This window comes from Aquiflexum lacus (genome assembly GCF_015476655.1).
Lineage (GTDB): Bacteria > Bacteroidota > Bacteroidia > Cytophagales > Cyclobacteriaceae > Aquiflexum > Aquiflexum lacus.
The window spans coordinates 43,836-58,090 of the sequence record NZ_JABFHF010000008.1; the positions used below are offsets into that span (position 1 = coordinate 43,836).

At 39.2% G+C, this 14,255-nt stretch carries 12 protein-coding genes; 2 read left to right on the forward strand and 10 right to left on the reverse strand.

From position 1 onward, the window contains the following. Positions 1-313: 313 nt before the first annotated feature. From HMJ38_RS09195 to HMJ38_RS09230, 8 genes are all read right to left on the reverse strand, one after another. The gene (locus HMJ38_RS09195) at positions 314-1,780 is read right to left on the reverse strand and encodes a cellulose synthase family protein (protein WP_194974097.1); all 1,467 of its coding nucleotides are present in this window, start codon (positions 1,778-1,780) and stop codon (positions 314-316) included. Positions 1,781-2,377: 597 nt separating this feature from the next. Beyond that, positions 2,378-3,922, reverse strand: coding sequence for a 4Fe-4S binding protein (locus HMJ38_RS09200; protein WP_194974098.1), 1,545 nt, complete (start codon positions 3,920-3,922; stop codon positions 2,378-2,380). Next, complete coding sequence (locus HMJ38_RS09205) at positions 3,919-5,298, reverse strand: NAD(P)/FAD-dependent oxidoreductase (RefSeq protein ID WP_194974099.1); 1,380 nt, start codon at positions 5,296-5,298, stop codon at positions 3,919-3,921. Before HMJ38_RS09205 ends, HMJ38_RS09200 begins: the two co-directional genes overlap by 4 nt. Beyond that, complete coding sequence (locus tag HMJ38_RS09210; protein WP_194974100.1) at positions 5,291-6,046, reverse strand: DUF547 domain-containing protein; 756 nt, start codon at positions 6,044-6,046, stop codon at positions 5,291-5,293. Before HMJ38_RS09210 ends, HMJ38_RS09205 begins: the two co-directional genes overlap by 8 nt. A 101-nt stretch (positions 6,047-6,147) precedes the next feature. Further along, the gene (locus HMJ38_RS09215; protein WP_194974101.1) at positions 6,148-6,636 is read right to left on the reverse strand and encodes a rhodanese-like domain-containing protein; all 489 of its coding nucleotides are present in this window, start codon (positions 6,634-6,636) and stop codon (positions 6,148-6,150) included. Between the two features lie 226 nt (positions 6,637-6,862). Continuing rightward, positions 6,863-7,576, reverse strand: a complete 714-nt coding sequence (locus HMJ38_RS09220; RefSeq protein WP_194974102.1) for a Crp/Fnr family transcriptional regulator — start codon at positions 7,574-7,576, stop codon at positions 6,863-6,865. A 75-nt stretch (positions 7,577-7,651) separates the two neighbouring features. After that, on the reverse strand, positions 7,652-8,101 hold the full coding sequence (locus HMJ38_RS09225) for a type I restriction enzyme HsdR N-terminal domain-containing protein (RefSeq protein WP_228779981.1): 450 nt from the start codon (positions 8,099-8,101) through the stop codon (positions 7,652-7,654). 176 nt (positions 8,102-8,277) lie between these two features. Beyond that, the gene (locus HMJ38_RS09230) at positions 8,278-8,973 is read right to left on the reverse strand and encodes a ComEA family DNA-binding protein (protein WP_194974104.1); all 696 of its coding nucleotides are present in this window, start codon (positions 8,971-8,973) and stop codon (positions 8,278-8,280) included. A gap of 214 nt (positions 8,974-9,187) precedes the next feature. On the opposite strand from HMJ38_RS09230, the gene hemA reads away from it, so the two are divergent. Together hemA and HMJ38_RS09240 are read left to right on the forward strand one after the other, a co-directional pair. After that, positions 9,188-10,459 carry a glutamyl-tRNA reductase gene (hemA, locus tag HMJ38_RS09235; RefSeq protein WP_194974214.1) on the forward strand — a complete coding sequence of 424 codons (1,272 nt, stop codon included), beginning with the start codon at positions 9,188-9,190 and terminating at the stop codon, positions 10,457-10,459. Between the two features lie 228 nt (positions 10,460-10,687). Continuing rightward, positions 10,688-12,268: a WG repeat-containing protein gene (locus HMJ38_RS09240; protein ID WP_194974105.1), complete on the forward strand. Its 1,581-nt coding sequence runs from the start codon at positions 10,688-10,690 to the stop codon at positions 12,266-12,268. A 255-nt stretch (positions 12,269-12,523) separates the two neighbouring features. On the opposite strand, the gene floA is transcribed toward HMJ38_RS09240, so the two are convergent. Beyond that, positions 12,524-13,540, reverse strand: a complete 1,017-nt coding sequence (gene floA, locus HMJ38_RS09245; RefSeq protein WP_194974106.1) for a flotillin-like protein FloA — start codon at positions 13,538-13,540, stop codon at positions 12,524-12,526. Between the two features lie 3 nt (positions 13,541-13,543). Next, positions 13,544-14,005, reverse strand: a complete 462-nt coding sequence (locus tag HMJ38_RS09250; RefSeq protein ID WP_194974107.1) for an NfeD family protein — start codon at positions 14,003-14,005, stop codon at positions 13,544-13,546. Positions 14,006-14,255: the final 250 nt, after the last annotated feature.

Sequence of the window (14,255 nt, forward strand, 5' to 3'; positions counted from 1 at the left end):
CTCTCTGTTCTTGGCTCTTGCATTTCAATTCCTGGCTTCCTTGTCTCACTTCTCTTCCTCCATAGCACAAATAAACCTCATCCGCCTAAAGAGATTGCCGCGTCGCACGAAGGATTATTTTAAAGTTTAACAGTGAATGTAGTGCTACCTACCAAAATCGGCAGGCAGGCTCGCAATGACGTGTCGATCTTGGTTTCCCGATGCTCGGGACAGGCTTTGATCCTTGTCTCTTGTCTCTTGTTTCTTGGCTCTTGGCTCTTGGTTCTTGGTTCTTGGTTCTCGGCTCTAATCTCTCGCATCTCGCTTCTCCCTACTACCCCACCCTACTTCCCCTAAAAGACTCCCAACTCACTAACCCATACCCTACCGCCAACATGGAATGAAATACCAACATTTCATAGGTACCTGTCTGAATGGACAAAATTACCATGGCTATAAATACCAAGGCCAATACCCCTTCCAAATAGGTGGTTAAGGGTATTTTCCATGAATTGTAGATGTTTTTGCTCCAGTTTTTATTTTCCTTCGAGAGGTTATACTTTGGCGTTCTGATAAAGGGTGATTTCTTGCCGGTCAAACCTTCCCAAACTGCCTGGGAATTGTGTAATGCCAAACCCATGCTTACCGATAGAAACAAGGGCAACTCCCAAAGAAACCTTCCTATGCCCCGCCAACTGTAATTCACCAAACTCAAATTGGCAACAAAGTAAACCAAAGCAATAATCACAAAACCAACCAAAAATACCGCAGCCCCCTGAAAATAACTTTCAGGAATCATGCCTTGATAAAAGGCCCACCAAACCGGGATACTGCTGAGACTTACCAATAAAACGGCAATGAAAATTACCGCATTCAACAAATGGGCTGTAGCATGAAATTTGACTTTGAACCCAAAGGGCTTTTGTAGGACATCTCCCAAATGTTTGGCAGCACATTCTGCCCCGCCTTTGGTCCATCTGAATTGTTGGGATTTGATGGCTGACATTACCGGGGGCAACTCAGCGGGTGATTTAATATCAGGTCTGTATACAAACTCCCAACCTTTTTGTTGGGCCCTGTAACTCAAATCCAAATCCTCGGTAAGCGTATCATCCTGCCAATTGCCAGCATCAAGGATGCAGCTTTTTTTCCAGATTCCCCCCGTCCCATTAAAATTGATAAAGGCTTCTTGTTGATTCCTTCCCATCTGTTCCACCATAAAATGTGCATCCAAAGCAAATGCCTGAAGTCTGGTCAAAATGGAATAATCCTCATTCAAGTGCGTCCACCTTGTCTGCACCATACCTACTTTTTCATTGGAAAAATGACCAATTGTCTTGGTCAAAAAATCAGGATCAGGTACAAAATCCGCATCGAAAATTGCAATGAATTCTCCCTTCGCCTCTTTCAGACCTTCGCGCAAAGCTCCGGCCTTGAAACCTGTTCTAAGCTTTCGGTGAATATATTGGAAATCAATTTCGGGATATTTTTGAATGCTGTCTTTAATTATCTCAGCAGTTTCGTCTGTACTGTCATCCAACAATTGAATCTCTAGCTTTTCTTTTGGATAATTGAATTTTGCTACCGCATCGATCAAGCGTTCGACCACGTACAGTTCATTATAGACAGGCAACTGAACAGTGACAATTGGTAATTCTTCCGGAATTTGATCTGTCTCTTGATTCGCTTTATTTTTAAATCTAAAAAAGTGATATAACAAATGTGCTTGGGCAAAGCTGTAGAAAAGGACAAACAGCATGGCCAGGACATATATAGTTAGAAAGAAATAAATGAGATACATTGACCTTTTTATCAGTTTTGTTGGTGATATATGTTGGAAACTGCTATTCTATGAGCGATCCTAAATCCTCTTACAAAAAGGACGGGAGACGGAAGACCGAAGTCGGAAGTCTGGAGAACCGTCAAATTCAGCATCTTCCGAGAATTGTATAGGATTGCCATTTTTATGTCAGTTTTGCAAAGACGTCTTAAAATTAAATGAGATTTTTTTTGGTTTATCTTAAATCTAATTTGCTACGTTTTAGAATCCTGTTATAAACTTATGAAAACCTTGATTCTAATTTGAACCAAAGTCCCATAGGGACGGAATATGGGTAGAATCAAACGATCAATCGGGCCTCTTTTGTGCCTTTAGGCCTGCCTGTCCGGTAGGCAGGTACAACATATATTACGTACCCGCCTGCGGATGGGCAGGCCTAAAGGCACGACCTACCATAACCGATTTTTTTCCTACCCATATTTCGCCCCTAAAGAGGCATTAAGGCCAACCTTAGCCGAATTTTTTTCACATTATAGAATTATATAATCAATATGAAAAGGTATCTTTCTTCTCTTCTCTATTGTTGAATGTAGAGTTAATCCACTTAATGTTTTGCAATTAAGATTTCAGGCTAATGGATTTGTTTCCAATGATGATCGGCAATTCATTGAGTCTTCCCGCTTCTTCTCCATTTTCTAGTTTAAGCACTCCTCGGGGGCATACTGCAGAGCAGACACCGCAGCCCACACAGGAAGCCCTTACGATATTTTGTCCCCGCTGTGCATACCAACGGACATCAATGCCCATTTCACAATAGGTGGAACAATTGCCACAGGAAATACACTGACCCCCATTGGTTGTAATCCTAAACCGGGACTTGAATCTTTGCACAATCCCCAAATAGGCTGCCAAAGGACATCCAAATCTACACCATACCCGGTTACCCATAAATGGATAAAATCCTGTTCCGATAACCCCCGCAAAAGCCGAGCCTATCATAAAACCATAAATCGAGTGCAGCTGATCTGTGGCCTGACCCAAAAGCCCAAATTCCATAAAGTAATTCACTATGGTCACCGCTGTCATGACAACCGCAAAAACCAAAACCCCGTGGACCATGTACCTTTCAATTTTCCAGGCTTTGAGGGATTTGTCGGACAGTTGCCGGTAAGGATCACCTAATGTTTCTGCCAGTCCGCCACAACCACAAACCCAGGAACAATACCATCTTTTCCCGTAAAAATAAGTGAATAAAGGGACACCCAATACAATCAAAATGATCCCCCATACCAACATAAACATGCCCAAAGCGCCTGAACTTACCATTCCATCTATCCTATATTCATAAAAGAATGAATAATCCAAAGGCCAGATATTCTTAAAATCATGCCAGGGCATATTCAATAATACCAGAATCTCCGGAATCAAAAAGGCAAATGCCAGTTGGAAAAACATCACAGAGACAGTCCTGATGGTTTGATAGGCATTTCCCTTATACTTTCTGAACATCCTGATACCCATCACTAAAATGGCAAGGGTATAGATAAATCCATATAAAAACCATTGACTTGCCGGGTTGCTTGAAAGTGCCATGCTGAGTGGATCAACCATCAAAACCAGATTGGTCAGGTATTCCGGAAACCAATACAAAATGATATAAAATAAGATCAACCAAGTTCCGGTGATGATTCCCAAGATCCCTCTTGATTTCATAGAGGAGAAATAAATCCCATCGTTTTTTATCCCATCTGTTTCTCCCTTGTGCAAAGGCAAAATATACAACAAAGCACCCAAAACTGCCAGTCCAATCGTTATGGCCAAATAAAAATAAGGTGACTCAGAAACAGGGCCTTGTGCCGCTGCTTTGGTTATTGGAAACACGTAATTATCCCATATCACATTATCCCAATCCTCTTCAGATTTAAGTTGATCATTGTAGGCATTGAAATTTGTATTAAAGTCAGCTATAAAAGCAAAATTGGAACCGTACTCCTTTCCAAACATGGGGGAAAGAATTTCGGTCATATTTTCAGCATGAATGTCCTTGACTTGTTCGATTACAATTTCTTTTTCCAGTTGGTAGGTACCAATAAAAGGCAGCAAACTAAAGCCTACTAATCCAATAATGAAAAGCGCTAACCCAATTTTTTGAATAGTTTTCATGCCCGTGAACCGATTAGTTTTTTCAAAAATGACGTTTTGCCAACTTTTAATTGCTTTCCTGTTTCCTGATTGTATTTTTTGAGAACATCCCGGTGAAATGCCTCAAAAAACTCAGGGTTGAAATTGGCTTTATTCAGGTTGACCATTACTTTTTCCAGCTTCCAACCATCCGTGATGGCTTTGTCGAAAAATTCATGTCTTAACCTCCAACCAAAAGCGTTCACTCCAACAATGGCCATGTCACTTTTTTGATAAAGAATCCGGAGACAAGCTTTGCCTCCCTGATGTTCCCAATAAAAACTCCCGATATACTCATCCCAAAAGGGCGGGACATGTCCATAAGTTTGGTATTCTATATCCAGGAATTTTGCAGAATTGAACCATATTCCGGGCTGATATGACACTGACTTTTGGTGGGTAAGGTTATGGGCCAAAGTTTCCCCGTGCATCCTACCCGTGTACCAAACTTGCTCAATATTTTTCCGATCGGAAGCAAGTGCTTCTTGAAATTCCGCACAATCCCCAATGGCATAGATATCAGGGATATTGGTTTCAAAATAGGCATTGACCAAAATACCACGCTGTATTTGTAGGGAAGGTTCATTTTCCTCCACAGGATTATTTTTCAGGAAATCCACATTGGGACTTACCCCGGCAGTCAGTCCTACAAATTGGCAAACAATGACTTCTCCGGTTTTTGTACTTATGGCCTTTACCCTACCACTTTCATCTGGTATAATTTCATGCAATTCGGTTTCCAGCCTGAGGTCTATATGGTGTTCTTTGATGTGTCTGTTGATCATTTGGGATTCCTCAAAGGGCAGTATATTGTCCCAAAAATTCTTTTCCCTGACCAAAAAAGTGACAGGAATATCCCTGCTTTTCAGCATCTCAGCCATTTCTATCCCAATCAAACCACCACCTACAATAACTGCCCTATTGATATTTTGAGTGTGTTTTTCCATGGATTCCAGATCCTGATAGGAATACAAGCCCTGCACACCTATCGAGTCCTGTCCGGGCCAGCCAAACTTATTGGGTTTGGAGCCTGTTGCCAAAATCAACACATCATAGTCCAGTGTTTTGCCATTTTGAAAATTCAGTTTCTTATTTCCAAAATCGACTTTTTCCACCCAACCCTTTACAAGGTCCAATCTGTTCTTTTCCCAAAACCAATCCTCATAGGGTTTGGTATGTTCATATTTCATGTGGCCCATGTATATGTACATCAGGGCTGTTCTGGAAAAGAAATGTTCTGTTTCACCCGACACAATGGTGATGGAAACACCCTCATCGTTTTTTCGGATGTACCTGGCACAGGTTACTCCTGAAATGCCATTTCCTATAATGACTATATGTTTGTGGGATTTATTCATTCAGGGACCAGTTGTATTCAAGGTAAGAAACTTTCGCTTTGGGATTGATTTTCACGGTTGAATATTGGTTAATGTAGTCAATTAAACTTCCATTTTTAGTGAAATCTCCTTGGAACCAAGAAAAAATCTTGGAAATTTCAAGTTGATCCTTACTGATTCTATTTCTTTTGGGGTCATTGATAAAGCCTTTGGCAACTTTATCCAATTGTGAATTTATCCGGTTGGGAAAAAATGCCTCATTCAAAAGCGGAGGACATGAAAAAGAGGCACAGTTGATCGCAAAATGGATGCGCGGCTCATCAAACTCCTTTCTCAGGATTTTATGTTCAATCTCATCAAGGTTTGCATCATCTCCCCCAATCTTGAAAAATTTAATGTGCCAAACTGTATTTACCAAAGGTATTTTTATTTTGGGATGCAGGTCCTGAATGCTTGCTACAGGATAATTGTCAATAATGAGCTTAACCGTAAAAGCATTATAAGCATTGATCCAATAAGCCAATTGCTCATTTTTTGTCCATTTTTGTTTGTCGGGAGCATTGTTGCTCAAAAGATCCAAATATTCGTCCAACTTCTCTTTGTCCTCAATAAAACCTTTATAGTTGACTACCCCTTCCTTGCTGACATGTTTTTTCAATAATTCATCGAAGATCAGATGAGATGGTGGAGTTGAATCTTTTTGGCCCAAATCAGACGCCTGACAGGACAAAAATGAAAAGATAAATAATAAATGAATTAATATTTTCATGAAGGAAGCTAAAATGGTTTTGAGAAATTACGGTATCTACCAAGTATCAGATTTCAAAATTAACCCATCTGAATAACAAATCCTGTCGCTTACATGACAATTCAATACACCTTTTTCCCTTTTTCAAGCCAAATCCCCCAAATGCGGCTGAATGCATGCACCTCTTCTGTCTCCTCCTCATTATTGTAAACAGGATTATCCTCATTTACCCAATGAAAAATTCCACCATACAAATTATAAACTTCCTGATAACCAGCAGATTTGAGTTTTTTTCCAATATCCTGACTTCTGGCACCGATAGAGCAGTAAACTACAATAGTCTCATCTTTAGGGATATCCTTTAAGCTTTCCATCGAAAAAGTCTCATAACCGACCCATGTCGCTCCTTTCAACTGACTGACTTCAAATTCTTCTTTCTCCCGGGTATCAAGTAAAATTGCACTTTCTAAAATCTTTTCCTGATCCGGGTAAACGACTGGAAAATCTTTGTCATAATATCCTTTAAGCAGGGTTTTGTAGGCAAGGCTTTGCCCAAAGGACAAAGAGCTAATTGCAAGAAATAAAATAATTAGGGTTAGACGAAGGTTCATGGCTTGACAACAATAACAGATTCAAAATGATTTCTGATATTTTAAATTCAGAAGGATCGGTGCCGTGTAAAATAGAAAATCATAAAAATTATACTTTGGGCGTCATTGAATAGAACGCTCCTGAGCTCAGTGAGCATTCAGGAAGTCCTGATGCTGATTTTCAGGATAAACGCAGATAAATAAATCTGTGCAAATCAGCTCTATCAGCATTCAATAATAAACCTAATCATCCATAAAAATCCGAAAGCCTCGCAAGTCCTTTTTTATCCAACACAATGATTTTTTTACCTTCAAATTCAATCAATTGATCTTTTTTGAATTCAGATAATAACCTGATGACGGTTTCTGTAGCAGTTCCCACCAATCCGGCAATTTCTTCTCTAGTGAGAATAATATCAATTTTCTCTCCCTCAGATCCATCAATACCATAAGTTTCACTCAACTTCAATAAAGTAAATGCAAGCCGCTCTCTGATTGATTTTTGGGTGGCATCGGTGAGTTTTTCCTCCATCACCCCCAAGTCATGGCAAAGTGCCTTGGTCACCCTCCTATGAAAGCCGGTATCTTCCGCCAGAACTTTAAGAAAAGATTCCCGGGGAACAAAACAAATCTTTGCATCTTCCACAATTGTCGCAGAATTGGAGTAAGACTCTTCTCCCAAAAGAGAAGAATATCCCAAGAAGTCTCCTTTCTTGGCCAACCTCACTATCTGTTCTTTACCATTTGAGGCAGTTTTATACACCTTGACAATACCGTCATTGATGCAAAAAACCCCAAGTGGTTTGGTGCCTTCATAAAAAAGAATCTGTCCTTTTTTATGGGTTATAAAGTTCTTGCTATCAGACAGGTGACAAAGATGTTGCTCAGAAAGATCAGAGAAAAGTGAGAACTTTCTGCTCATGCAAAGCTCACAGGGTGTGCTTTTTTGTTTGACTTTCATTGTTCAATTAATTATTGTTTTCGTCTCAAACTTATTGGTTAAAGATAACATAAAACATGACAGAAATCACAATTATCATAATTGAAATTGGGGTAGATCTGATAGTTGTTCATATTTTTGTTCATTTCTGATAAATGCCAAAAATATATGTTGCTTCCCGTTACTGATACCCATGTATGGTGCCCCAACGGTTTTATTGTACACTGCAACCTGTTCTACGGTCTTTTGGGATAATTTGACATCAGTGGCCTTACATTCAATCAATAGAAAGGGATTGCCACTCCTGTCAAGGATTAGGATATCGAATCTTTTTAAGAGGTTATTGTATTGTATACTTTTTTCAAGTGCAAAGAGGCTCTTTGGATATTGTTTGTATTCCACCAAAAAACTGATCATGTGTTGCCTGACCCATTCTTCAGGTGTCAATATCAAAAACTTCTTCCTCATTGCATCGAAAATGCTCAAGGTACCTTTGTGCTCCCTGATATTGAATTTGAATTCAGGGAAATTAAGTGGTTGCTGCATAAATGCATACTTTTCCGATACCATGGCGCAAATATGGTGGGATTTTGGAAATAACCGAAAATCTCCCTTCCAGAAAAATTTAGAAATTTCTTAATTTTAGTGCGTTCACTAATTAAACCCCTGAAGAGTTTGAATTTTTGTGAGAGTTTCGTACAAATAGTTCCACTGAGCAAACATCAAAACTCCAAATAAGGCTTTAACCTCTCCAACCATTCTTCATTAAAGATTTTAATTTTGAGAAGATCTTCGGCTTGAGAATAGGGACCGTGTTGTTCCCTGTAGGCCACTATCACCTTTGACGCACCATAAGTCAAATAAGGGTGTTTCGCCAAAGAAGCAGCATCTAATTGGTTAATTTTAAGTTTATTTTTTATCCCTGGCTCAAAATCAAAATACTCAAAAATATTCTCCATTACCTCCGGTGTCATCCCATAAACATCAAGCAACTGCTCCTTATCGTGTAACCCACCAATGTTTTCCCTGAACTTGACAACCCGGGCTGCCATGGTCTGCCCAATGCCCGGTACAATCTGCAGGACAACTGAATCAGCTTCATAGAAATCGAGTTTATTAAACTGTGGAGACCTGACTCTTTGGTATTGTCCTGCTCTTCGAACGGTATCTTGTCCGGATTTCATTTCAGAAATAAATGAAAAAGATTCATAGGGCTTCCATCCAGCTTGTATCAGACTGTCTGCTTTTTGAATATAGCGCTCATATCGCTCTTTATTTTGGTGGTGGAGGAACTGATTGTACACTGATGGAATTAGATACAAAAGGAATATGGCAGGAAATACCAAAAGCAACCCTCTGGATTCCCTCTGCGAAAACCCAAAATAGGATCTTAGAAAAAATAAAAACTTTGTTTTCATAAAAATCAAACATCTAAGATATAATCATTGACCGTATCTATTAGGGATAATTTAATACAATTGGTTTTAATTTCCAATTATTCCGAATATTGTTCATAAAATGAAGTATCGGAAGCCTTTGTTATTTAGACAGGTTTTAAATTACTCCGAGTATTGGTTAATTATTTATTTACTACTTAAACTGAATTAAATTTGTCACCGAATGAAGCCTGAAATGCAAAACAAGTTTAGAGCCTTAAGTTTATCCCATAAGAGTGCTCCTGTTGAAATACGGGAAGTCATTGCTCTTGATGAAGGTTCTATTCATTCCCTTCTGGTAAAAATGAAGGATTTTTTCAGTATTTCAGATACATTGATTCTTTCCACCTGCAACAGGACAGAAGTATACTATTCCCATGAATTGGACCTGAGTACTGAAATCATCAAGTTAATCGGTTTGGAAAAGGGACTTCCCAATGTGGTTGATTATTTGGAATACTTCAAAATATTCAACAACGACAGAGAAGGAATAGATCATTTGTTTAAAGTATCGATGGGCTTGGAGGCACAGGTAGTGGGAGACATGCAGATTTCAAATCAGGTAAAAAGGGCTTATCAGGCTTCTGCTGATTTGGATATGGCAGGTCCATTTCTCCATCGCTTAATGCATACTGTTTTTTTTACCAATAAAAGAGTGGTTCAAGAAACCGCATTCCGTGACGGTGCCGCTTCCATGTCTTACGCAGCTGTAGAGTTGATTGAGGAATTGACTTCCAATACTTATCAGCCAAGGATACTTTTGATCGGTGTGGGTGAAATAGGAGAAGATGTAGCCAAGAATATGGTGCACATTCCTGAAGCTAAAGTCACCATTACAAACAGGACATTTGAAAGGGCCGAAGCCCTTGCCCAAGAATTGGGTTTTGAAGTAATACCTTTTGAGGATTGTATTGAAGCAATGAAAGAAGCTGACGTAATCGTCTCTTCAATTATGAAATCGGAGCCTTTTATCACCAAGGCCTTGGTAAAGCAAATGGAAATCCCAAGCTACAAACTTTTTATTGACCTTTCGGTTCCAAGAAGTGTTGAAACATCTATCGAGGGTGTTCCCGGGGCAATATTATATAATGTTGACAATATCAGAAGTAAAGCGTCTGCCACTTTGGAGAAAAGATTAGCGGCCATACCGGAAGTAGAAAATATCATTGGGCAAAGTATTGATGATTTTTACAATTGGAAAAAAGAAATGATGGTATCCCCTACCATCAATAAATTGAAGAATGCCTTAGAACAGATTCGTCAAGAGGAAATGGAGCGTTTTTTAAAAAATGCTGACCAATCTCAGATTGCTGTTATTGATAAAATAACGAAGAGCATGATGCAGAAAATCCTCAAAGTACCTGTCGTACAATTACGGGCAGCCTGCCAAAAAGATGAGGCAGACAAAATGATAGATATCATTTCTGATCTATTTGATCTTGAGAAGGTCAATGAGAAGAAATCATAATCTTTTTAATGGTTATCCGCTTCTTTGCCAGTTACCCATAATTCTATTACAAATAGAATGGAAGACTGAAATTGGCATCAATTCAATATCAACCTGCCATTACCCTAGATTATTATCATTCCTTGTAACCTTCAAAAAGACCACAATTAATTTGTCCCACAACAAATATGGATAAGGTATTGAATTCCCACACCAATCCTTTTAAATTACGCTTTGAAGTTATCAAATATGAATAATCGCCAATATTGGGTAGCAGCCTGTGCCTCTACCCTATTGTTATTTTTGACGCTTACCAGTAGCTCTGCCCAAACTTATGAGATTTATGATCAGAATCTCAAACTTAAATCCCGTGTGGAATATGATGAAATCAGCATTTTAGGGGAATCGGTAAGAATAAGTTCATCAAACAAAGAATTAAAGCTACTCAGCAAAGAGTTAAAACCTTTTGTGAACCTGAAGGCAGAAACCGTGATAGGATACCATCAACCTTGGATCATCATTGAAGGTCCGAATGGGAAGGGTGTTTTTCATGAATACGGAGAAGAGGTTTTTTTGGCGGAGTATGATGATATTCAGACTTTTTACACACTTGTCTTGGCCAAAAAAGGAGAGCAATATTGGATTTATGATCATTCCACAAGAAACACAGCCCTCATTGGAAGTTTTGATCATGCTATCATGGCACGAAATGGTCAGGTAATTGCCAAAACAGAACAAGGGGATTATCTTCCTTTGTCAAAAAATCCGGAACATTTGTATTCGGAAATAAAGGAAATCAATGAGAATTTTCTGTTATCTAAAGAAAGCTCGGGTTATGGTCTGATCAATAGAGAAGGAGAGTATGTTTTGCAGCCTATCATCGACCACATTGCTCATATTGAGGATAATTATTTTTATGCTTTTGACGGAAACCAATATATGTTGATCAGAGGGCGGGAAGAAAAGGTTGACATTACCTATACTTCCTACCATAAGATTACGCTGGAAGACGGCTTGATGCTTGAATACATCCATGGGAAACTCAGAAGGGTAATGAAAAATGATGGGATTCTACTGGATCAGACTGGAATGGACAAGGTATTCAGGGTGGGTCAGAAGTATTACAATGTACTTTTAAAAGATAATCGGATTGGCTTATTGGGCTCAAATGGCTGGATTATCAACCCTGTTGACGGGAATTTAGAAACCATCCTTCCCGGCAACGAGTCTCTGTTTCCTGCAAAGGAATCCAACTTATTTGGTTTTATCAATCAATCCGGGGCATGGGTTATAGAAAATAGATATGAGGAAGTGAGAAATTTCACGGAAGGTTTGGCAGCTGTTAAAATTAACGGTGCATGGGAATTTTTAAATAAAGATGGAATCAACATTACCGCTTCTGCATTCGATCAAGTATCTGATTTTAATAACAGCTTGGCCTTAGTGAAGAAGAACGGAAAACATAACCTGATTGACCAAAGTGGAAATATCCTTTTAAACGAAGGATACGATAGAATCACAAGGGCTTTTGAAAATTACTACATATCAGAAAACAACAATCTATTTGGTTTGATTGCCCCAAATGGGAAGGAAATTGTTGAACCAAAATTCCAGGAACTTAGAAGGGAAGACCTAAATAAGATTCTTGTTAGAATAGGGAATAAATACGGTATCATTGATGAACGGGGAGATTACCTTCTCCCAATCTATTATAAAAATATTCTTTTTGATTTAGGTGGCAACCAAATATTGGCGGAAGATCAATATCAGTTTCTCCCTTCAGAACCTGAATCAAAGGGTCCTGCACCTAAAAAGAAAAAAGGAGAATGATTAAAATGCGCATTCGCTTCTTTGGCCAGTAACCCAATATTCTTCTACAAACAGTTCGCCTGCCTCTCCGAGAAACGGGGAAGTCCGAAGTAGGCAGTCGGATGGAATGGAAATTTCGGGTTCCTGACAAAAATTGTTTTGAATTACCATTTTACTGGAAACATTTCGTATATGCTTGATGACCAAAACATATAAATAGAAAAATCCCCGGCTCATTACCAGGGATTTTTCTAGATTATAATATTAATTACCTTATTACTTCTTATCTCCTAACTTTCCTTTTCCTCCTTCTGTCCCACTTCCTGAATCAGTGCCTGCAATAGATGATCTCATATCGGTGTCTGATTGGATATTTTCCATCCTGTAATAATCCATCACACCAAGTTTACCACTTCTGAAGGCTTCAGAAATTGCTTTTGGAATTTCTGCCTCGGCAGCAATCACCGTAGCCCTCATTTCGACAGTTCTTGCTTTCATTTCCTGTTCCAAGGCCACCGCCATTGCTCTTCTTTCCTCGGCTTTAGCTTCTGCAACTTTTAGATCAGCAGAAGCCTGATCAATCTGTAGTTTTGCACCGATGTTTGTTCCTACATCTATATCTGCAATATCTATGGACAAGATTTCAAATGCTGTTCCTGCATCCAATCCCCTTTCCAAGACTAATTTTGAGATTTTATCAGGATTTTCAAGCACACTTTTGTGGTTTTGCGCTGAACCTATAGAGGTGACTATACCTTCACCTACCCGAGCCAAAATGGTCTCTTCTCCTGCACCACCGACCAATTGGGCTATGTTGGCCCTTACGGTGACCCTTGCTTTGGCAATCAGTTGAATCCCATCGGCTGCAACGGCCGCTACATTCGGTGTATTGATCACCTTAGGATTTACAGAAATCTGTACCGCTTCAAACACATCCCTACCAGCCAAATCTATTGCCGTTGCCTGCTTAAAGCTCAGGGTAATATTGGCTTTGTCTGCTGAAATCAAAGCCCTGATGACATTGGGAACATTACCACCCGCTAAATAATGCGTTTCAAGGTCATTGGTTGTGAGATTTAGACCTGCTTTGGTCGCTGTAATCAGAGAATTGACAATAACACTTGGTGGAACTTTTCTGATCCTCATCCCTATCAATTCCCCTATACCGACTTTTACGTTGGAGAAAATTGCTGTTATCCATAAATTAACTGGGACAAAGTATAGAAAGACAAAAAGCAGGATCAGCGCGGCAAATGCTGAGAATAAAATAAAGGCCGAATTGGTCATATCCATGATTTAATTATTTACGATGATTGTATTGTTTTCCAATTTAGTAATTATAACTTTTGAACCGACAGAAATTAATCCCGAATTGGATTTCACTTCATAAATCCGCTCTAAGAACTCTGCTTTGCCAATCGGTTTTAGATCCGAAACTGCTTTCCCTTCCATGCCGATTTCCAGTCCTAAAAGCCTGTCATCAAAGGCCCTGCTCGTGATAGATTCTTTTAAGGCAAATCTCTTCCATACCCCTGAGCGAAAACCATAAAATAAAACTGAGAAATTCAATAACAATGTAAGTCCCAAAATTACCCAAGCTATCTGTGGATCAAAGGAGATAAAAGCATAATAAATACCTCCTATCGTAGCAATCAGACCAATTATGCCTACCAAGGTTGTTCCAGGAACAAAAATAATTTCTGCAACCACCAAAATTAGTCCAATTGCCAAAAGGCTGGTTAGAATAAACCAAGTCATAAGAATATTTTTTATGAAAATAGTTAGTTTTTCTCAGGTAGAAAAATCAGTGGGATGAATATTTTATTTAATCTGATTATATGCCTTGCTACCAGTTGATTTAGGACGGAAGAAGAAAAATCGTCCGATGACCGATGCTGGGGAAATGGTTAAAGTCTCACACCGACATTCTGAGTCCCCAACATTTTGAAAAGGAATGACATCAAGTCGGGCTACAGACCTCTCCTTACGTCGAGGTGACAAGGCAAAG